Annotated in this window: 18 protein-coding genes and 1 pseudogene; 12 read left to right on the plus strand and 7 right to left on the minus strand. The window is 64.5% G+C overall.

All coding sequences use genetic code 11. From position 1 onward, the window contains the following. Positions 1-130: 130 nt before the first annotated feature. Positions 131-508: an Hpt domain-containing protein gene (locus tag ACP2YO_RS16585; protein ID WP_426441777.1), complete on the plus strand. Its 378-nt coding sequence runs from the start codon at positions 131-133 to the stop codon at positions 506-508. 163 nt (positions 509-671) lie between these two features. Then, the gene (locus ACP2YO_RS16590) at positions 672-992 is read left to right on the plus strand and encodes a 2Fe-2S iron-sulfur cluster-binding protein (protein WP_139485185.1); all 321 of its coding nucleotides are present in this window, start codon (positions 672-674) and stop codon (positions 990-992) included. Positions 993-1,019: 27 nt separating this feature from the next. On the opposite strand, the gene ACP2YO_RS16595 is transcribed toward ACP2YO_RS16590, so the two are convergent. Further along, positions 1,020-1,481: an acyl-CoA thioesterase gene (locus ACP2YO_RS16595; protein WP_426441778.1), complete on the minus strand. Its 462-nt coding sequence runs from the start codon at positions 1,479-1,481 to the stop codon at positions 1,020-1,022. 162 nt (positions 1,482-1,643) lie between these two features. On the opposite strand from ACP2YO_RS16595, the gene ACP2YO_RS16600 reads away from it, so the two are divergent. Together ACP2YO_RS16600 and ACP2YO_RS16605 are read left to right on the plus strand one after the other, a co-directional pair. Continuing rightward, positions 1,644-2,672, plus strand: a complete 1,029-nt coding sequence (locus ACP2YO_RS16600) for an NAD(P)/FAD-dependent oxidoreductase (RefSeq protein WP_426441779.1) — start codon at positions 1,644-1,646, stop codon at positions 2,670-2,672. Positions 2,673-2,797: 125 nt separating this feature from the next. Then, positions 2,798-3,367, plus strand: coding sequence for a DUF2147 domain-containing protein (locus tag ACP2YO_RS16605; RefSeq protein ID WP_426441780.1), 570 nt, complete (start codon positions 2,798-2,800; stop codon positions 3,365-3,367). A gap of 24 nt (positions 3,368-3,391) precedes the next feature. Here the strand turns inward: ACP2YO_RS16605 and ACP2YO_RS16610 are convergent, their stop codons facing one another. Both ACP2YO_RS16610 and ACP2YO_RS16615 read right to left on the minus strand, forming a co-directional pair. Further along, the gene (locus ACP2YO_RS16610; RefSeq protein ID WP_426441781.1) at positions 3,392-5,350 is read right to left on the minus strand and encodes a hypothetical protein; all 1,959 of its coding nucleotides are present in this window, start codon (positions 5,348-5,350) and stop codon (positions 3,392-3,394) included. Between the two features lie 71 nt (positions 5,351-5,421). After that, positions 5,422-6,498, minus strand: a complete 1,077-nt coding sequence (locus tag ACP2YO_RS16615; protein WP_426441782.1) for a lysylphosphatidylglycerol synthase transmembrane domain-containing protein — start codon at positions 6,496-6,498, stop codon at positions 5,422-5,424. 401 nt (positions 6,499-6,899) lie between these two features. On the opposite strand from ACP2YO_RS16615, the pseudogene ACP2YO_RS16620 reads away from it, so the two are divergent. Beyond that, positions 6,900-8,096 (plus strand): annotated as a pseudogene (locus ACP2YO_RS16620) (putative bifunctional diguanylate cyclase/phosphodiesterase); the annotation flags it as partial. Positions 8,097-8,110: 14 nt separating this feature from the next. On the opposite strand, the gene ACP2YO_RS16625 reads toward ACP2YO_RS16620, so the two are convergent. Beyond that, positions 8,111-8,545, minus strand: coding sequence for a hypothetical protein (locus ACP2YO_RS16625; RefSeq protein ID WP_426441783.1), 435 nt, complete (start codon positions 8,543-8,545; stop codon positions 8,111-8,113). Between the two features lie 69 nt (positions 8,546-8,614). Between ACP2YO_RS16625 and ACP2YO_RS16630 the strand changes: the two genes are divergently transcribed. After that, the gene (locus ACP2YO_RS16630) at positions 8,615-9,244 is read left to right on the plus strand and encodes a hypothetical protein (protein ID WP_426441784.1); all 630 of its coding nucleotides are present in this window, start codon (positions 8,615-8,617) and stop codon (positions 9,242-9,244) included. Between the two features lie 64 nt (positions 9,245-9,308). After that, the gene (locus ACP2YO_RS16635; protein WP_426441785.1) at positions 9,309-9,971 is read left to right on the plus strand and encodes a YdcF family protein; all 663 of its coding nucleotides are present in this window, start codon (positions 9,309-9,311) and stop codon (positions 9,969-9,971) included. Here the strand turns inward: ACP2YO_RS16635 and ACP2YO_RS16640 are convergent. Then, the gene (locus ACP2YO_RS16640; protein WP_426441786.1) at positions 9,913-11,277 is read right to left on the minus strand and encodes a PLP-dependent aminotransferase family protein; all 1,365 of its coding nucleotides are present in this window, start codon (positions 11,275-11,277) and stop codon (positions 9,913-9,915) included. The genes ACP2YO_RS16635 and ACP2YO_RS16640 overlap by 59 nt on opposite strands. An 85-nt stretch (positions 11,278-11,362) precedes the next feature. Here ACP2YO_RS16640 and ACP2YO_RS16645 point away from each other — a divergent pair, with 85 nt between their 5' ends. Then, a complete protein-coding gene (locus ACP2YO_RS16645) occupies positions 11,363-11,698 on the plus strand; it encodes a DUF1127 domain-containing protein (RefSeq protein ID WP_426441787.1) in 336 nt (111 codons plus the stop codon). 32 nt (positions 11,699-11,730) lie between these two features. On the opposite strand, the gene ACP2YO_RS16650 is transcribed toward ACP2YO_RS16645, so the two are convergent. Then, the gene (locus ACP2YO_RS16650; RefSeq protein ID WP_426441788.1) at positions 11,731-12,156 is read right to left on the minus strand and encodes a universal stress protein; all 426 of its coding nucleotides are present in this window, start codon (positions 12,154-12,156) and stop codon (positions 11,731-11,733) included. A gap of 145 nt (positions 12,157-12,301) precedes the next feature. After that, complete coding sequence (locus tag ACP2YO_RS16655) at positions 12,302-12,844, minus strand: SixA phosphatase family protein (RefSeq protein WP_426441789.1); 543 nt, start codon at positions 12,842-12,844, stop codon at positions 12,302-12,304. A gap of 94 nt (positions 12,845-12,938) precedes the next feature. On the opposite strand from ACP2YO_RS16655, the gene ACP2YO_RS16660 reads away from it, so the two are divergent. The 4 genes from ACP2YO_RS16660 to flgK all read left to right on the plus strand — a co-directional run bounded on the left by ACP2YO_RS16660 (position 12,939) and on the right by flgK (position 18,913). Continuing rightward, the gene (locus ACP2YO_RS16660; RefSeq protein WP_426441790.1) at positions 12,939-14,432 is read left to right on the plus strand and encodes an NAD(P)/FAD-dependent oxidoreductase; all 1,494 of its coding nucleotides are present in this window, start codon (positions 12,939-12,941) and stop codon (positions 14,430-14,432) included. 62 nt (positions 14,433-14,494) lie between these two features. Beyond that, positions 14,495-14,995, plus strand: coding sequence for a peptide-methionine (R)-S-oxide reductase MsrB (gene msrB / locus ACP2YO_RS16665; RefSeq protein ID WP_426441791.1), 501 nt, complete (start codon positions 14,495-14,497; stop codon positions 14,993-14,995). Between the two features lie 183 nt (positions 14,996-15,178). Next, on the plus strand, positions 15,179-16,987 hold the full coding sequence (locus ACP2YO_RS16670) for a flagellar hook-basal body complex protein (RefSeq protein ID WP_426441792.1): 1,809 nt from the start codon (positions 15,179-15,181) through the stop codon (positions 16,985-16,987). Positions 16,988-17,035: 48 nt separating this feature from the next. Next, complete coding sequence (flgK, locus tag ACP2YO_RS16675; RefSeq protein WP_426441793.1) at positions 17,036-18,913, plus strand: flagellar hook-associated protein FlgK; 1,878 nt, start codon at positions 17,036-17,038, stop codon at positions 18,911-18,913. The last annotated feature ends 3 nt before the right edge of the window (positions 18,914-18,916 follow it).

Here is an 18,916-nt window from a genome sequence, read left to right on the forward strand (position 1 = left end):
TGTGTCGGGATCTTGTCTGAAATCAGGCGGTTTTGCCGTTAATCCTGACAAGAATTCGTTAACCAGTTTCGTGATTGGCTGGGTCCAAACCGCCCGCCGGAAGCGCCGGTGGATATGACCGGGGCCGTCAATGTCACTTCATTTCGAACGGATTGAATGGATGCCATCGCCGCCGCTCGCCCCCGATGACGGTCCGATCGATCTTGGACACCTCCAGCGCATGACGCTTGGCGATGTCGGGCTCAAGCAGGAGGTGCTGGCGATGTTCTCGGCCCAATCGGCCAGGATCTTCGGCGAACTCGCTGCCATGCCGGCGGGCCGGGGTGCCCATGCCCACACCTTGAAGGGTTCGGCGCGCGCGATCGGTGCATTTTCCGTGGCTGACGCCGCCGCGCGGCTGGAAACGGCGTTCTCCACCGGTTCCGATCCGTCCCAACCGCTCGCCGAGCTCGGGTCCGCGATTGCCGAGGCCCGGGCGGCGATCGACCTGATCCTGCGTAGGTCCTAGAATTCAGCGCTTTCAGCGACCCGCCCGGGGCCTTCGCGCCTCATCGGAACCGGCCGGCCCGTTTTCAGCCCCCGGGCGCTAGCGCAGCGCGGATCGACTCGTTATAGGACTGCCGGGGACCTTTCCATCCGAGATCCGGCGTATTCCGGCAGCACGAGCGATCATGGCCAAAATTCACTTTATCGACCATTCCGGCGAGAAACGCACCGTTGAGATCGAGAACGGCGCGACCGTGATGGAAGGGGCGATCCGCAACGCCATTCCCGGCATTGAAGCCGAATGCGGCGGAGCCTGTGCCTGCGCAACTTGCCATGTCTATGTCGATGAAGCCTGGCGCGAGAAGGTCGGCGCACCCTCGCCGATGGAGGAAGACATGCTGGATTTCGGCTTCGATGTGCGGCCGAATTCGAGGCTGTCCTGCCAGATCAAGGTGACCGACGAGCTCGACGGTCTCACCGTGTCGACGCCGGAGCGGCAGGCCTAACGCCTGCTCGAACACGCCAAAGTGCCCTTACGCGACGTCCGGATTGACGCCGCGACGGATCCAGTGCCGGAAATTCTCTTTGACCTCGACCGGCAGCGGTGTCGGCCTGCGCGTGGCCTCGTCGATCATGACGGTGATCGCCTTGGCCGACGCCACGCACCGTCCCTCGGAAAACACCACCTGATCGAAGGTGGTCGACGTCCGCCCGAATTTGACGAGACCAAGCCCCAGCTCGATCGTGCCCGGCCAGTGCAGCTCGGCGCGGAAATGGATGTCGAGCCGCACCATGATCCAGCTGAGCCCTGTCGGCATCAGTCCCATGCTGGCGTCCTTGACCAGCGTCACGCGGCCGGTTTCGAAGTAGCTCGCATAGACCGCGTTGTTGACGTGCCCGTTCGGGTCGAGATCGGCGAAGCGCACATTGTCCGAGAGGCGATAGGGGAAGTCTTCCAGGCGCGGCGTATCGTCGGCGCTAACAGGGGCGTTCACGAGGGGGATCTCCGTCGGTTTCCCGCCCATACAGCCGACTTGTCTGATCTCGGCAAGGGGTTGCCGCGCCAGCCTCTGCCCCTATTATGCATGTCCCGATCCGGCCCCTCCGGCTGGACAGGCGAAAGCCGTCCAGCCGCATTCAACTGAAAAGAAACGGATATGAGCGAAGCGATCAAAACCGATGTGCTGATTATTGGCGCGGGTCCGTGCGGACTGTTCGCCGTGTTCGAACTGGGCCTGCTGGATATGAAGACGCATCTGGTCGACATCCTCGACAAGATCGGTGGCCAATGCGCCGAGCTCTATCCGGAGAAGCCGATCTACGATATTCCCGGCATCCCCTTCGTCACCGGCCAGGGCCTCACCGAGCAGCTGTTGGAGCAGATCAAGCCGTTCAACCCGACCTTCCATCTCAACGAGATGGTGGAGACGATCGAGAAGATCGGCGATCCGCTGTTTCGCGTCACGACCGACGCCGGCCAAATATTCGAGTGCAAGGTGGTGGTGATTTCCGCCGGTGGCGGCTCGTTCCAGCCGAAGCGCCCTCCGGTGCCCGGCATCGAGGCCTATGAGGGCAAATCGGTGTTCTACGCCGTGCGCAAGATGGAGCAGTTCCGCGACAAAAGCATTCTGATCGTTGGCGGCGGCGATTCCGCGCTCGACTGGACGCTCAATCTTCACCCGATCGCGAAACGCATCATACTGCTGCACCGGCGCGACGATTTCCGCGCAGCGCCGCACAGCGTCGAGCAGATGCGCGCGCTGGTCGCTTCCGGCAAAATGGATCTGACGATCGGCCAGGTCACCGGCCTCGAGGGCGAGGGCGGCCAAGTCTCCGGTGCTCACGTCAAGGGCAACGACAATGCGATGTCGAAGGTCGATTGCGATACGATCTTGCCGTTCTTCGGGCTGACAATGAAGTTGGGTCCGGTCGCCAATTGGGGTGTGGCGCTGGAAAACAATCTGGTTCCGGTCGAGACCGCCTCATTCGAGACCAATGTTTCAGGCATCTTCGCGATCGGCGACATCAACACCTATCCGGGCAAGCTCAAGCTGATTCTTTCCGGCTTCCACGAGGGCGCGCTGATGGCGCAAAAGGCGCACCGCTACGTCTACCCGGACAAGCGGCTGGTGTTCCAGTACACGACCTCGTCGTCGAGTCTGCAGAAGAAACTTGGAGTCAACTGATTCCAACCAAATTATGACCGAGGGCCGCGGTACAGGCCGCTCCAGGTGCCAGACGGGTACTGGAACACTCCGCCAAATGGCCGTAGACTCCAGCCTTCGGTTTGTTGATTGATCAGGTGATGACGATGCGGAACACGCTATCCCAATTTCGGCTGATCCTTGCGATCGCGGCGACCCTTGTTGCTGCGGTCCCACTTGCAACCAGGGCCGCTGAGCCCAGCGCGGCCGGCCTCTGGCAGAAGACCGTCGACGGCAAACCGGACGGCTGGTTCCTGGTGGTCGATCACAGCGGCATTTTCGAAGGCGTGATCGCCAAGATATTCTCCAGTCCCGGCGATCCGCCCAATCCGGTCTGCGCGAAATGCACCGATGATCGCAAGAACGCGCCGTGGCTCGGCATCTCCTTCATCCGTGACATGAAGCGCGATGGTCTGAAATACGAGAACGGAAACGTGCTCGATCCGCGCGACGGCAAGATCTACCGAGCGAAAATGACGCTGAGCGATGACGGTCAGACGCTGACCATGCGCGGCTATCTCGGCATCTCGCTGTTTGGCAAGGACGAAGTCTGGACCCGGCTGCCGGACAGCATGATCGCGCAGCTTGATCCGGCGATCATCGCCAAATACCTGCCGTTGCAGGCCGCTGCGATGAAGCCGCCGCCGGCACCGTTGCCCGCGACGAAGCGGCACTAAGATCTGTTGAATAATCTCTTCGCGCTAGCGCTGCTCAGGCGCGGCTGGCAGCGGTTCGACCGGCTGGGAAATGACCTCCGGCACGACCGTATCGAGTTGCAGCACGCTGGCGGCCGCGGGCAGGGCGGCATCGGCCATCGCCGCGTGTCCCTCTGCGCTCGGATGCACCGCACCGCCATAGACCGCCGAGAGGATGCCCCAGGTGGCGTCGTGGATGTCGGTCGGCTGCATCGAGGACGGCAGCCCCTGCGGGTAGGTCATCGCCGCGAAATAGCTGTCATTGGCATCGCGGATCCAGCGCGCGCGCGGCAGGTAGGCGCGATATTCACCGGCACTGCGGCCGCATTTGAGCGGCTGACTGGCGGCGGAGACGATATTGGGATCGAAGCTGTCGCCATTGGCGGCGAAGCAGTCGCGGTCGAACTCCGGATCGGTCGAGGCGCGCGCGCAGAAGCCGTGGCTTGCGAACGCGTCCTGGTGCGCATCGACGAAGGTCATGCGGTCGGTCTGCGGGTTGCGGCAGATGGCACCGGATTCGCACAGCGCCAGCGCCTTGAGCTGCGGCAGGAACTCGTTCTGCACGAAGCCTGAGACGTTGGCGAGGCGCTGCGGATCGGCATTGAAGGAGGGGTGGATCTCAAAACCGGCGCGGCCGCCGGGGCAGGCCGCGCCGCCATTGGTCAATGTCGGATTGGCGTAGGTCGTGTAGATGACATGCGAGAGGTCACCGCCGACCAGCGGCTTCAGCGCATCGCGCAATCGGGCAAAGCCGGACGGCAGATCGTGCGCCAGGGCCGAGCGGGCATCGTCGACGCTGGCCATCGAGCCGCCGCGCTTGAACAGCGTGCGCTCGGTCGGCGTGTCGACGATGACGTCGGCGACGAGGCCCGAGAAGTAGATGTCGTTGGCGCCGACCGACAGCAGCAAGAGGTCGAGGGTGCGGTCTGGCTGGCGCCGCTTCGCGGCGGCAAGCGCATCGCGCAGCTCGGCAAGCTGGCCGTTGACGGTGCCCGCGCAGGTATTGGCCGACTTCGTCGGCAGGCACTCTCGCGCGCGCTGCGAGCCGAACAGTCCGTCGGCGATGGTGGCGCCGGTGCAGGCCAGCGGCAGGTAGGTTACCGCGATATGCGGATATTGCACCGCGAGCGCCAGCGCGGTGCGGGTCTGGTAGCTATAGAGCGAGCGGTGGCAGGCCGAATTGAGCCACAGCGCGCTCTGGCGCTGCCAGTTCGACAGGCTGTCCGGCGCTTCGCAGGCCCGCCCGCCCTTGAAGCCGGCGCGGCTCGGCCGGTAGTATTGCGCGCCGCCGAGATAGGAGCGGAAGCAGAAGCCCTCGTCGGATAGTCCGATCGCACGGTCTGGATTGCCCTCGCCGGAGGCGATGCTGTCGCCGATCCCGGCGATGAATAAATCGCGCACCGCGATCTGGGTCGACACGCGCTGGGTCGCGTCCGAGCCGCTCGCGACGTCGACGGTGGCGACCGTGGTACGGCCGTAGCGGACGCGCAGATTGACCGGTTCGGCGCAATCGAAGGTCGAGGATTGCGGCCCGTCGCCGTCGTCGAACGACCATGCGCAGGTCGCGCCGACCGGGACCGGCCCGGTGAGGCGGACGGAGATCGCGTGGTCGATCGGCGTCAGGTAGTTTTCCTTGACGCCATCGCGGGTGCAAGGCTCGTTCAGACGGCCCTGAGTGTCGATGCAGAGCCGGTTGACCATATTGCGCGCCCAGCCGCGGCCGTCGCTCTGCACTTCCAGCGCCTGTTCCGAGGCCAGCACGCTGCGGCCAAGGCCGCTTTCGACATGGAGCCGGAAGTCACGTTCCTCGCGGAACAGGCGGAAGCGGTTGCGGACCTCCCAGGAGATCTGCAACGGGGCTTCCTGGGCGTGCGCGGCCGATGCGAATACTGCGAGCAGCGCGCCGCCGAGCAGCGTGCCGCAGACCGCCAAACGAAATGAAAATCCAGCCAAAAAACCAACCATGGCGCGTTTGACGTTAGCGGTAAGGCGAAATAAGAGAACAGCGACGGCGGCCCGAAACACCGGGGCGCCTGTTACCGTTTCAGCCGCTTGATCCGCTGCTGCCGGCTTTCGATCGGCTGCCGCACGGTCGCCGAAGCCGTGCAGGCCTCGCTTAGTCTTTTTCGTTCCTGCCATGGCTGCACCACATTGAGCCACAGCTCGCGCGCGCCCATGATCGAGACCGAAATCCCGAACGGGATCAGGAAATACAGGATGCGGAACACGACCAGGGTCGCCAGCAACTGCTCCTTGCTGAATTCCGGCAGCGCCACCAGCATCGCGGCATCGAACACGCCGATCGAGCCCGGCGCGTGGCTGGCAAAGCCGAGCAGCGTCGCCAGGATGAACACGACCGCCAGCGAGACGAAATCGATATGCGGATCGGTCGGCATCAACAGATACATCGCGAGCGCGCAGAAGCCGAGATCGACCACGCCGATGAGGATCTGCAGCAACGTCAGCTTGGCCGAGGGCAGCACCACCTTCCAGCCGTTCTGGCCGAGCTCGCGGCGCTTGTCGCCGCTCAGGAGCCAGACGAAATAGGCGCCGATGCCGGCAAGGCAGCCCAGCGCGATCAGCCGGTTCATCGCCGGCGGCAGCAGGTCCATCGCCGACGCGGCGGCCGGATGCCAGGCCATGCCGAAGCCGAGCACGAACAGATTGCCGAGCCAGAAGGTCAGTCCCGACAGGAAGCAGATCTTGGCGACGTCGATCGCGGTCAGGCCGTAATCGGAATAGATCCGGAAGCGGATCGCGCCGCCGGTGAAGACGGTGGCGCCGATATTGTGGCCGATCGTGTAGCTGGTGAAGCTGGAAAGTGCCGCGATGCGGTAGGGGATGTGGGTCTTGCCGATCGTTCGCAGTGCGAAGAAATCGTAGAAGGTCAGGGTGCAGAAGGCTCCGACCACGCAGAGCGCCGCCAGCGCGATCCGGTGCGGCGCGATGTCAGTCAGCGCGGTCAGGATGATACCGGTGTTGACGCCCTTCAGCGTGTGGACCAGCGTCATGATCGCGAACGCAATGATAAGCACGCTTGCAGCGATCCCGAGCCGTTTCCAGCCGATCTTTTCCTTGAAGCCACGCCCAAGCGCGGTCAGCAGCCGATGCATTCATCCTCCCGGCGGGGCGGTGATTTCAGTTAGGACCCGGTCACGGACGGCGACGGGCGACGGGCAAACGCTCCGTGCGCGATGATCCATAAGGCAAAATCGATGCCTTGTGCAGCCCTTGACAAGCCAAGCTTCTACCCCCGTCAGTCCTCATTGTCATATGGGCTACATATGGTGGGCCGCTTGCGAGTGCGAGTCGCGGCCCAGCTATTCCCTGACAGCATTCCTGAATAGCCAATTTGGCGGGAATAGGCCGTTCCAGGTGCGGTTTCCGAATTTCACGGGTTTCAGGAACGAAGACCGACCGGAAGCTGACCTCGCTGGCGGAAGGCCAGGTCAACCTGCGGGCCGCCGGCTGATATCAAGTCTTAGGTCTATTGAGGCAAAACGCCGCGCGGGGAAAGCTCGCGGTGCTCTGCCTCGATCTCGACCATTTCAAGGAAATCAATGACACGCTTGGACATCCGATCGGCGACGCGCTGCTCCGGGAAGTCGCGCGCCGGCTGGGCGAATGCGTGACCGAGCACGACACCGTGGCGCGGCTCGGCGGTGATGAATTCGCCATCGTGCAGTTCTGCAGCAATTGCGAGCCTTTGGTGGTGTCCGCGCTCGCCAGCTACGTCGTCGAGAAGATCGCGGCGCCCTACGAGATCGGCGGCCATCAGCTCGTGATCGGCGTCAGCGTCGGCATCTCGCTTGCGCCCGAGGACGGCACGGATCCCGACGAACTGCTGCAAAAGGCCGATCTTGCGCTGTACCGCGCCAAGGCCGACGGCCGTGGCACCTACCGGTTCTTCGAGTCCGGCATGGATGCGCGTGCGCAGGCCCGCCGCGTGCTCGAGCGCGACCTGCGCCTCGCGCTGCAGCGCGACGAGTTTGAGGTCCACTACCAGCCGATCCGCGACATCGCCGGCGACCGGGTGGTCGCGTTCGAGGCGCTGGCGCGCTGGAATCATTCGCTGCGGGGGTTGATCGCCCCGAACAATTTCATTCCTGCTGCGGAGGAAACCGGCCTCATCGTCCCGCTCGGCGACATCGTGCTGCGCAAGGCCTGTGCGGATGCAACAGGCTGGCCGGACGACATCGCGGTCGCCGTCAATCTGTCCCCGGTGCAGTTCAAGAATCCGAACCTGGTGACGTCGGTGAACGCGGCGCTGCAGGCATCCGGCCTGTCGGCGGATCAGCTCGAACTCGAGATCACCGAATCGGTGCTGCTGCAGAACAGCGAGGCGACCCTTGCCGTGCTGCACGAATTGCGCGGCTTCGGTGTCCGGATCTCGCTTGACGACTTCGGTACCGGCTATTCTTCGCTCAGCTATCTGCCCAGCTTCCCGTTCGACAAGATCAAGATCGATCGCTCCTTCGTCACCGATCTGGCGACCCGCGACGACTCGATGGCGATCGTGCGCGCGGTGACGGGGCTCGGCAAAAGCCTGGGAATCGTGACGACGGCGGAGGGTGTCGAGACCGATGCCCAGTTCGATCTGCTGCGCCAGGAAGGCTGCACCCAGGCGCAGGGCTATCTGTTCAGCCGGCCACGCCCGGCTGCCGACGTCGCCAAGATGCTGCGCAGGGCCCCCGAACGGTCCGTGGCCTGAGTAAAGGCAGATACCTACGTTTTGCGCAGGGCGAAATAGGCGCCGCAAAACGCCATCGCCGCGCCGAGGCACAGCGCAGCGAGGCCGGCGAGCACGGCGGAAACGGTCGAGATCGCACTGGGCGCCGCCGCGGCCTGGCCGGCGCCGGCCAGCATCAACACGCCGACGACGACCAGGAAATACCGCATCCGCTGCGGAATTTGGCCGGACACCGCGCTGTGCATCAGGTTGGCGGTGAAGTAACCGCCTGAAAATCCGACGGTCGCGATCAGCCACCAGGCGATTGCGGCGCCTGCGGGCATGAATTCGTGCGTATCGGACCGCCACAGGCCGCCGAGATCGAGCCCGTAGCGCGCGCCGAGCATGTGCACGGCAAGCGCCAGCAGCACGCCTGAAATCATCGCGCCGCCGAGGATGAGGTAACGCGGAAAATGGATCGTCTCGGGCATATCTCGCTTGTAGGATAAGCATAACCTGCCGCGCAAGCGTGCGGGCGTTCGTATCGGTGGAAGGCGAGATTGCCAACAAATTTGCCGCAGCAGCCGGAAGCAGGCGGAGGACCGCCGGTCAGCTATGCCTACAAGGCCTCCTTGATTGGTTCGGCGCATCAGTTCGAACTCACCGATGCCGGGCTGTCGTGGCGGATCGCCGGCAGGTCGGGCGTGTGGGACTATTCCGATATCTCCGTCGTGAAACTGTCCTATCGCCCGGTGTCGATGCAGCAGCAGCGATTTCGCGCCGACATCGACAACGCCAAGGGTGGCCGCATCGCGATCTTGTCGATCACCTGGCAGACCGCGACGCTGATGGCGCCGCAGGGCCAACTCTATCGCAATTTCATCATCGCGCTGCATCGCCGGATGCAGGCGGCTGGCAGCACCGCCATGCTGACAGCGGGCCTTGGGCGGAAGACCTATACCGCGGCGCTGGTACTGCTGGCGCTACTTGCCGTCTCGATGACCGGGCTGTTGCTGCGCGCGCTCCTAACATCCGAATGGATCGGCGCGCTGTTTCTGGTCGGCTTCGCGCTGCTGTTCACCTGGCAAGTCGGCGGCTTCGTCACGCGCAACCGGCCGCGGCGCTACAGCTTCGATCACTTGCCCGATACGCTGCTGCCGGTGGCCGCAATCAAGCGCAATGAAACGTGACTTCGTGTGCGCGCCCGCGCGCGGCATCGTCGGCATCGAGATGCCGTGACCGGGGAGCAGGGGCGTGGAGGATCGAAGTCTGCGGATACCGTCGGATGACGAGATTGCCGCGATCAATGCGCAGCACCTGATCGAGACGCCGCTCCGGCCTGCCGACCTGCTGTTCGTGTTTGGGACCCGCCAGGACGTCGCCGAGCGGGTCGACGCAGCGATTCGTCTCTGGCGCGATGGGTTAGTGCGCTGGTCGATCGTGAGCGGCGGCGTGACACCGGGCGATCACCGTTCCGAATGCGAGATCATCAAGGCTGCGATGGTCGCGCGTGGTATTCCTGCCGAACGCGTCCTCGAGGAACACCGCGCGCAAAACACCGGCGAGAACGTGATCTTCTCGCTGCCGGTGATCGACGCGGCGCTTGGGCGCAACACGATCAGGAGCGTGATCTGCCTTGGCAATACGTGGACCGCGCGGCGTTATCCGATGACATTGCAGCGCCACCGGCCTGAGCTTGAGAAGATGCTGGTGACGGTCGACAGTTTTGCGACGCCGCGCGCGCGCTGGCACACCGATCCGGAATTCCGCCGCCGCGTGCTGATCGAATGGGACAAGATCGAGCCCTACAAGGCGAAAGGCTTTATTGCGCAATGGCCGGTCGCTAATGGCCGGTCGCTTAAGGCAAGAATCGTTTCGCTATTCCGTCGAGTTCGAAATCCTCTTCGGTCGCGCTGAGGATTCCCGCCAGCGTCCGCAAGGCGAGGTCGAGTTGCTCCATTGGGGGCGCGGCAAGTGCGAGCCGCACGGCATTGGGCGCGTGCCCGGGCGTGACGGCAAAAGTCGTCGACGGCGTCAGCGCAATGTCGCGGCGGGCCGCGGCCGCGACGAAGGTCTGCGAGCGCCAGTGATGCGGCAAGGTAAGCCACAGATGATACGATTTGGCGTTGGTCTGCACCTCGAAATTCGCAAAGTATTTCGCGGCCACCTGCTGGCGGCGCGCGGCATCGATCCGCTTCAGCCGCGATAGTTCAGCAGCCGTGCCGTCGCCCATCAGCCGCTGCGCCGCGGCGAAGGCGTAGCCCGAGGCGGTCCAGCCGCCTGACCGAACCGAGGCCATGATGCTCTCGCGCAGCCGCGGCGGCGACACGATGAAGCCGAGCGCCAGCCCGGGCGCCACCTTCTTCGACAGGCTGTCGAGCACGATGCAGCTGTCGGGTGCGAGCGCCGCCAGCGGCACCTCGTCGTCGAGGAAGCTGTAGACGGTATCCTCGATGATGGTGAGGCCGAGCTTCTCGACCACGCGTAACAGCTCGGCGCGGCGCTTCGCCGGCATGGTGATGCCGAGCGGATTCTGGATCGTGGGCTGGATGTACAGCGCGGACAGATGCGCTTCGCGGTGCGCCTTCTGCACTGCGTCCGGACGCACGCCGTGCTCGTCCATCGCGAGCGGCACCAGCGTGACGCCCAACCGCGCGGCGATGCCCTTGATAAAGGGATAGGTCAGCGCCTCCACACCGCAGCGTCCGCCGGGCGGAGCGACGGCGGCGAGCGCGGTTGCGATGCATTGCCGCCCGTTGGCGGTGAAGACGATCTGGTCGGGATTAGGCGTCCAGCTCTTGCGCGAAAGAAACTCGGCGGAAATGGTCCGCGCCGCCCGCGTGCCGAAGCTGGTGGCCGGTCGCAGCGCGACCTCGAGCACTTCGGGCCGTTCAAGCCCCTCGAGGCTTTTGGCGATCATCGTGGCTTGGTGCGGCAGCAGCGGATAGTTGAATTCGAGGTCGATGCGGGCGCCGCGCGGCTCCGTGGGGGCCGCGACACCACGCCGCGCCTCGCCTGAGACGAAGGTTCCGCGGCCGACCTCGCCGACCACGAGCCCGCGCCGCAACAGCTCGGTATAGACCCGGCTCGCCGTCGAGACGGCGATTTTGCGCTCATAGGCGAAATGGCGCTGCGGCGGCAGCCGGTCTCCGGCCTTGAGCGCGCCGTTGGCAATTTCGGCGGCAACCACGTCCGCCAGCTTTAGATACTCGAACCTCGACATTATTGCACCGAGAGCAATGTTTTGCTTGCTCCGAGCAATGTACCGGATCATTTAAGAGCGAACAAGCCCGCGATTGTACTGAGGAGTGCGCAAGCAATCCGAGGTCATGACGGCACAGGCGCTGAAAATGCGTTTGCGTCGACGGCGTAACTTTGCCACGCGGGCACTGAAGGAGATGACAATGACGACGGTATATTCAACCGCCATGCCGCCAGCGCGGCTAGGTATGCTGGGCGGATTGCTCCGATTGATCCGAGTTTGCGGCGACGCGCTCACCACCTATTGGGTCCGCCGCGAGGCCATCAAGACGCTGCAGCAGCTCGACGACCGGGCGCTGCGCGACATCGGGATTTCGCGCTGCCATATCGAGACCGCCGTCACCGGCAACTTCGATCGGCTGGAACTGGTTCGGCTTCGTTGAGCCAAAGGGTGCGGTGCTGCGAAGGCGCTGAACTAGTGCCGCACCACCAGCACCGAGCATTTGGCGTAGCGCACGACGTGGCCGGCATTCGAGCCCAGGAAGTAGGTGCGCATCGCCGGGCGGTGCGAGGTCATCACGATGAGGTCGGCCTTCATCGCGGCCGCCTCTTCGAGGATCTCGTGATAGATGCCGCCCTGGCGGACCACCCCCGAGATGCGCGCCGCCTCGATGCCAGATTCGCGCGCCACGATCGTCAGCGCCTCTTCCGACGTTTCGCGCTGCTGGCTGTCGAAATCCGCCGGCACGTATTCGGCGAGCATCACCGGCGTCATCGGCAGCACGTTGAGCAGGCGGACCGAGCCGCTCCAGGTCTGCGACAACGTCGCAGCGGTTGCGATCGCAGGCTTCGCCAGATCGGTATCGGCGAGGTCGATCGGCACGAGAATGGATTTGTACATCTGCGCCTCCTGTCCGCGATTGGTCTGGAGCCGTGCCGCCCGGATCGCACCGGGACGTGTGCCCTCTTTGTCTTGTGACGACGCGAACGGGTCCCCTGTCGCGCACAGGCAACATAGCACGGCGGAGCGGCGATGTCCGCCTGCGTCAGTCGCTTGAGGATTGCTTCAACAGTTTCGGACTGACGAACAGAATCAGTTTGCCGCGGCGAAACGACACCTCGTTCCAGTCGTCGGTCGCGAACTCAAAGATCGCGAGCCCCGAGGTCGGCAGATTGTCGCTGAGCGCCTTCTTCGCGGCCTCGTCGCCGCTGCCGGTCAGCGTCAGCGCGAGTTCGTGCATGCCCGGATTATGGCCGACCAGCATCAGCCGCTTCGGATCGGTGGCTGAGGCCATCCGGATCGTGGTCAGCAGTTGCGTCGGATCGGCGCCGTAGAGTTCCGGCAGGAATTCGACTTTCGGCTGCGGCGCGACGTCCTTCATCGCCTCGTGCGCGATCTCCCAGGTTTGCGCGGCGCGGACGGCGGGAGACACCAGGACCAGGTCGGGAAGCGGCGGATGGCGGCGGATCCAGCCGCCGATCTCCGCCGCATCGCTGCGGCCACGATCGTCGAGGCGACGGTCCTGGTCCTGTCCCGAAGGCGCGTCGGGTTCGGTCTTGGCGTGACGCAGCAGCAGCAAACGGCGCATGGACTTCAATCTCGATTCGGTCGGGTCGAATTAATTCTACAGGCCCATCCCCTGGACAAGGTGACAAGCGCCGCAGCGGTTCGTAAGAAACGCCATGAGCGAGACTTCCACAAGTGCGGCGGACAGCCCTGATGGCGCGGCCTCGCCGTTCCGCGCGCGTCTGGCGTTCGATCTCGACGTCGACATCTGCGTGGTCGGAGCGGGGGTTGCCGGCCTGACCGTGGCGCGCGAGGCGGCCCGGCTCGGTGCAAGCGTTGCCGTGCTCGAGGGTCGCCATGTTGGCTGGAACGCCTCCGGCCACAATCTCGGCACCGTGATGCCGGGCTTCGGCGTCCCGGTTTCGGACCTGATCGAGCGCGTCGGTCTCGACGATGCCCGTGAGCTCTGGGGGCTGGCGAAGGAGGGCGCCGACTATGTCCGCGCCGCCGCGACCGAGGAACTGATCCCGGGTATCGGCACCAGCGAAGGTGCGCTGGAAGTTTCCAATGTCGATGCCGGCGAGACGCTGATCCGCCGCCTGCAGACGCTGGCGGAGGATTTCGCGACGGAAGTCGAAGGCTGGCAGGTCGACCGGGTTCGCAGCGTGCTCCGGACCGGGCGTTATTTCCACGGCATCTACTACCCGAAGGCGTTCCAGCTCAATGGTCGCAAATATGTCCATGGCCTCGCGGCGCTGGCGACGCGGATGGGCGCCCGGATATTCGAGGACACGCCGGTCGTCAGCATCGACTTCACGGGCATCCGCAAACGCATCGTGACGCCGTCCGCGCGGCTGCGTGCCACCCACATCGTGCTCGCCGGCAATATCCATCTCGGCGCGCCGCTGAGGCGATTGTCGGACACGTTGCTGCCGGTCTGGCGCTATGCGGCACTGACCGAGCCGCTCGGCAAACAGCTGGCCGACATCATTGCCTTTCAGGGCTCGGTGACCGACAGCGACGGTATCGACCATTTTCGCGTCGTCGACGGCGATCGCCTGCTGTGGGCGAGCCCAGAGAGGACCTGGGAGGCGCGGCCAAGGCGCTTCGGCGCGGCGGTGCGGCGCCGGATCGCGACGGTGTTTCCAGAACTCGGCAAGGTGCCGATCGCGGACGTGTTCGGTGGCGGGGTCGGCGTGACGGTGCATGGCATGCCCCAGATCGGGCAGTTGCGCAGGGGTCTGTGGGTGGCGAGCGGTTTCGGCCGGCAGGGGCTCAACACCTCGGCGATGGCGGGACAGCTGATCGCGCGCAGCATCCTCTGGGGCGACGACCGCTGGCGGCTGTTTTCGCCGTTCGAACTGGTCTGGGCGGGCGGCGCCACCGGCCGCGTCGCCGGCCATGCCATTGGCCTGTGGGCGAGGGGAGCTTCGTCCGCCGCAGGCGCGCTGGCCCGCTACCGCGAGGGCGCGCGCGCCAGGGAGCGGATACGCGAGGCGCGGCTGGCCGAGGCCAATCTCAAGGCGGGAACCCGGGGTCCGCCACCCCGCCGACCACCGCCGGGTGCCGTGCGGCCAGTGCCGCCGCCCGCTCCGGTGGTACAGGAGGGGGATGAGCCTGATCCCGTGGCCTCGCAAGAAAGTGAGAGATTCCCCGGCGGGCCGATGTAACTTCTCCCGACGGCGGCCGTATTTGATGGCGAACCATGGGCCGTCCGCATCGGAGAAGATTGATGATCGATCGCCGTATCCTGCTCGCTTCCGTCGCCGGCCTGTTCGGCCTGGCTGCCTTCCGCTGGCTGCGCGCCTCACCGGCGCAGGCCGCAGAGAAATTCGAGGTCGAGAAGACCGACGCCGAGTGGCGCGCGCAACTGACGCCGCAGCAATACGAGATCCTGCGCCAGGAGGGCACCGAGCTGCCGGGATCGAGCCCGCTGCTCAAGGAACATCGCAAGGGCGTCTTCGCCTGCGCGGGCTGCGACCTGCCGCTGTTCTCGTCAGAGACCAAGTATGAGAGCGGCACCGGCTGGCCGAGCTTCTATCAGCCGCTCGAGAACGCGGTCGGCAAGACTGAAGACCGTACCTTCGGCATGCTCCGCACCGAAATTCATTGCCGGCGCTGCGGCGGTCACCTCGGTCACGTCTTCGACGATGGTCCGAAACCGACCGGATTGCGTTACTGCATGGACGGCTTTGCGCTGCTGTTTCATCCGGCCGCACCGTCGGCCACCTAACGGACTTTTCCCGGCAATTGTTGCCCGCCCGGCAATTGTGCCCCGGCCTAACGGCCGGGGCTTTTTTTTCAAGCGCATGATGTTGTTACATTTTGTTTCCTGGCACGGCAATTGCGACATGCTTCGCCGGTGCGGCCAATTTTCTGAACGCGAGCGGCCGGGAATCGATTTGGAGAACATGTCATGGGTATCTTCGGCGCTCTTACGACCTCTGTCGGCGGCTTGCGCGCAGAGTCGTATGCCCTCGAAAACATCTCTGGCAACATTGCCAATTCGCAGACCACGGCGTTCAAGCGCATCGACACCTCCTTCCTCGACCTCGTTCCGCAGACTGCGCTGACGGCGCAGCTTGCCGGCGGCGTCACCGCGCAGTCCCGCTCCACCAACACGGTGCAGGGCGACGTGCAGTCCGCCTCGGTCGCAACCTTCATGGCGATCAACGGCAATGGCTTCTTCGCGGTGCAGAAGCCCGGCAGCTTCTCCGATGGCTCGCCCGTGTTCGACGGCGTCGACCGCTACACCCGCCGCGGCGACTTCCAGCTCAACAAGAATGGCAACCTCGTCAACGGTGCCGGCTATTATCTGGAAGGCGTGCCGATCGACCCGACCACCGGCAACCCGGCGGGCTCTTCGCCGCAAGTGCTGAAATTCGCCAACGACTTCCTGCCGGCGCAGCAAACCACCAAGATCGACTACCGCGCCAACCTCGCGTCGTACCCGCTGACCACCCAGCATGACGCCTCGGTTCCCGGCTCCGAGTTGCTGCGGCCGGGTTCGTTCAGCTCCGGGCATAATCCGCTGGTGCTGGGCACGCCGGCAGCGCCTTACACCGACTCTTCGACATCGGGCACGGTCCAGAACAACAAGGCGACGCCGTCGGTGGCCAATACCGGCAACACCGCGCTGTCGGGTGCTGCCGGCACCGACTCGATCAGCGCGAGCTTTGCCGCGGGCGACACCATCACGGTCAATGGCACCGTCCTCACCTTTGTCGCCTCGGGTGCGACTGGCAACCAGCTCAACATCACCGACAACATCTCGACCTTGCTGAGCAAGATCGACACCCTCAGCGGCACCGCCACGCCGTCGAGCATCACGAGCGGCGCAATCACCCTCCATTCGGGCACGTCAGCCGATCTCTCGATCACGACCTCGAACTCGACCGCCTTCGCCTCGCTCGGCTTTGCCGGCGGCAAGGCGATCGCAAACCGGGGCGGCGGCGGAACGGTCGGCACCGGCCAGGTGGTCGGCAACGACGCCTCGACCTTTCGCGACGAATCCATCGCCGGCGGCTCGGTCACGGCCTACGACGTCTCCGGCGCGCCAGTGAACCTGCAATTGCGCTGGGCCAAAGCGGACAGCGCCTCGATCGGCGCCGGACACACCGACACCTGGAACCTGTTCTATCAGGTCAATCCCAATGCCACCGGCACGCAGGTCGCCTGGCAGAATGCCAACGTCAATTTCACCTTCTCGTCGAGCGGCCAGATGTCGCCGGCGATCCCGTCGGTGACGCTCGGCAACGCCGTCGTCAACGGCGTGTCGCTCGGCAGCCCGGTGATCAACTTCGGCACCGGCGGCGTGACCCAGTTCGCGGACTCTAATGGCAACGTCCAGGTGAACCAGATCCAGCAGGATGGTTTCCCCGCCGGCCAGCTGCAGTCGGTCAGCGTCTCCACCAACGGCCGGATCGTCGGCACCTACACCAACGGCCGCAACATCGATCTTGCCGAGATCTCGGTTGCGACCTTCAACGGCACCAACTTCCTGAAGCGTATCGACGGCGGCGCGTTCGAGGCAACCGACGAGTCCGGCGCGGCGCTGTTCGGCAACGCGGGCACCATCGTGGGCTCCTCGCTCGAATCGTCCAACACCGATATCGCCGACGAGTTCACCAAGCTGATCGTCACGCAGCAGGCCTATTCGGCGAACACCAAGGTCATCACGACCACCAACTCGATGGTGCAGGATCTCCTGAACGTCATGCGCTGATCCGGACGGTCGCGCATGCGGCATGAAGTTAGAGGCGAGTAGCAAGTCATGGGTTTGAGCCAAGCCCTCTCCACTGCGATGTCGGGCCTGCGCGCTACGCAGGCCTCGCTTTCGCTCGTGTCGTCGAACGTCGCCAATTCGGAGACGCCCGGCTACGTCAAGAAGACGCTGAACCAGGTCGCAGGCACGACCGGGGACTACGGATCTAGCGTTCTCCTCAACGGCGTCAACCGCCAGCTCGACCAGTATCTGCAGACCCAGCTTCGCACCGAGACGTCGGGAGCGGCTTATGCCAACGTCCGCTCGGACTATCTGGCCAATCTGCAGAGCGTGTATGGCAATCCCGACTCCACGGGCACGATCGAGGACGCCTATAGCAAGTTCCTGACCGCGGTCCAGGGCCTGTCGACCAGCCCCGACTCGCAGTCGGCGCGCATCGGCGTCGTCAACGCCGCGCAGTCGATGGCGCAGCAGCTCAATGCGACCTCGCAGGGCATCCAGAGCCTGCGCGCCAACGCCGAGGCCGGCATCAGCGATTCCGTCAACACCGCCAATAATGCGCTGACGCAGATCGCCACCATCAACAAGCAGCTGCAATCCGGCGGCATGACCGATGCCTCGACCGCCGCATTGCTCGATCAGCGCGATCAGTACGTCACGCAGCTGTCGCAGTTGATGGATATCCGCACCGTCACCAATGACCAGAACCAGGTGACGGTGTTCACCAATTCCGGCGTGCAACTGGTCGGCACTGAGGCTGCGAAGCTGAGCTTCAACGCGCAGGGCACGGTGACGCCGAATACGCTGTACAATTCCGATCCGGCCAAGAGCAATGTCGGCACCATCAGCATCACGTTCCCGCATGGCGGCAGCTACGATCTGGTGTCGACCAACTCGATCCGCTCCAGCAAGATCGCTGCCTTGCTCGATCTGCGCGACAATACCCTGGTCAAAGCGCAGACGCAGGTCGACCAGTTCGCCGCGTCGATGGCAAGCGCGCTGTCGGACAAGACCACCGCCGGCACCGCGGCGTCAGCGGGCGCGCAATCCGGCTACGACCTCGACCTCTCCGGGCTGCAGAGCGGCAACGTCATCCATCTCAGCTACAAGGACAACACCACCGGCGCGACACATAATGTGTCGATTGTCCGTGTCGACGATCCGAGCGTGCTGCCGCTGAGCAACACCGCGACTGTCGATCCGAACGACGAGGTGCTCGGGGTCGATTTTTCGGGCGGCATGAGCTCGGTGCTGTCGCAGCTCAACGGGGCACTCGGCACGACCTCGGGGCTGCAGTTCTCCAACCCGTCGGGATCGACGTTGCGCGTGCTCGATGACGGCGTCGCCAACCGTTCCGACGTGACGGCGGCATCCGTCACCACGACGGCATCCTCGCTCACTGGTGGCGGTGCGCAGCTTCCGCTGTTCACCGACAATGGCGGGCTCTACACCGGCGCGATCACCGCCAACGGTTCGCAGATGACCGGCCTCGCCGGGCGCATCAGCGTCAACACCGCGCTGGTCGGAGATCCCTCGCGTACCGTCGTATACGCGACCAATCCGGCGACGCCGGCCGGCGATACCACGCGCGCCAATTTCATACTGTCGCAGCTGTCGACGGGGACCTACAGCTATTCGGCACAGACCGGCCTCGGCACCACCAATGCTCCCTTCACCGGCACGCTGCTGAATCTCGCAAAGCAGTTCATCAGCCAGCAGGGCGAGTCAGCAACGGCCGCCAAGCAGCTGGCCGACGGACAGGACGTCGTGCTCAACACGCTGCAGAGCAAGATGAGCGCGACCTCCGGCGTCAATATCGACGACGAGATGGCTCATCTCCTCGCGCTGCAGAATGCCTATTCCGCCAACGCGCGCGTGATGTCGTCCATCAAGCAGATGTACGACACGCTGCTGCAGATTATGTGAGAG

Origin of the sequence: Bradyrhizobium genosp. P, from assembly GCF_049949265.1 — a bacterium.
Classification (GTDB): Bacteria; Pseudomonadota; Alphaproteobacteria; order Rhizobiales; family Xanthobacteraceae; genus Bradyrhizobium.

What these genes read in the sequence shown, in the direction of transcription:
- ACP2YO_RS16585 (WP_426441777.1), top strand. Translation starts at nt 131, where the DNA reads ATGTCACTTCATTTCGAACGGATTGAATGGATGCCATCGCCGCCGCTC.
- ACP2YO_RS16590 (WP_139485185.1), top strand. Translation starts at nt 672, where the DNA reads ATGGCCAAAATTCACTTTATCGACCATTCCGGCGAGAAACGCACCGTT.
- ACP2YO_RS16600 (WP_426441779.1), top strand. Translation starts at nt 1,644, where the DNA reads ATGAGCGAAGCGATCAAAACCGATGTGCTGATTATTGGCGCGGGTCCG.
- ACP2YO_RS16605 (WP_426441780.1), top strand. Translation starts at nt 2,798, where the DNA reads ATGCGGAACACGCTATCCCAATTTCGGCTGATCCTTGCGATCGCGGCG.
- ACP2YO_RS16610 (WP_426441781.1), bottom strand. Translation starts at nt 5,350, where the DNA reads ATGGTTGGTTTTTTGGCTGGATTTTCATTTCGTTTGGCGGTCTGCGGC.
- ACP2YO_RS16615 (WP_426441782.1), bottom strand. Translation starts at nt 6,498, where the DNA reads ATGCATCGGCTGCTGACCGCGCTTGGGCGTGGCTTCAAGGAAAAGATC.
- ACP2YO_RS16625 (WP_426441783.1), bottom strand. Translation starts at nt 8,545, where the DNA reads ATGCCCGAGACGATCCATTTTCCGCGTTACCTCATCCTCGGCGGCGCG.
- ACP2YO_RS16640 (WP_426441786.1), bottom strand. Translation starts at nt 11,277, where the DNA reads ATGTCGAGGTTCGAGTATCTAAAGCTGGCGGACGTGGTTGCCGCCGAA.
- ACP2YO_RS16650 (WP_426441788.1), bottom strand. Translation starts at nt 12,156, where the DNA reads ATGTACAAATCCATTCTCGTGCCGATCGACCTCGCCGATACCGATCTG.
- ACP2YO_RS16655 (WP_426441789.1), bottom strand. Translation starts at nt 12,844, where the DNA reads ATGCGCCGTTTGCTGCTGCTGCGTCACGCCAAGACCGAACCCGACGCG.
- ACP2YO_RS16660 (WP_426441790.1), top strand. Translation starts at nt 12,939, where the DNA reads ATGAGCGAGACTTCCACAAGTGCGGCGGACAGCCCTGATGGCGCGGCC.
- msrB (WP_426441791.1), top strand. Translation starts at nt 14,495, where the DNA reads ATGATCGATCGCCGTATCCTGCTCGCTTCCGTCGCCGGCCTGTTCGGC.
- ACP2YO_RS16670 (WP_426441792.1), top strand. Translation starts at nt 15,179, where the DNA reads ATGGGTATCTTCGGCGCTCTTACGACCTCTGTCGGCGGCTTGCGCGCA.
- flgK (WP_426441793.1), top strand. Translation starts at nt 17,036, where the DNA reads ATGGGTTTGAGCCAAGCCCTCTCCACTGCGATGTCGGGCCTGCGCGCT.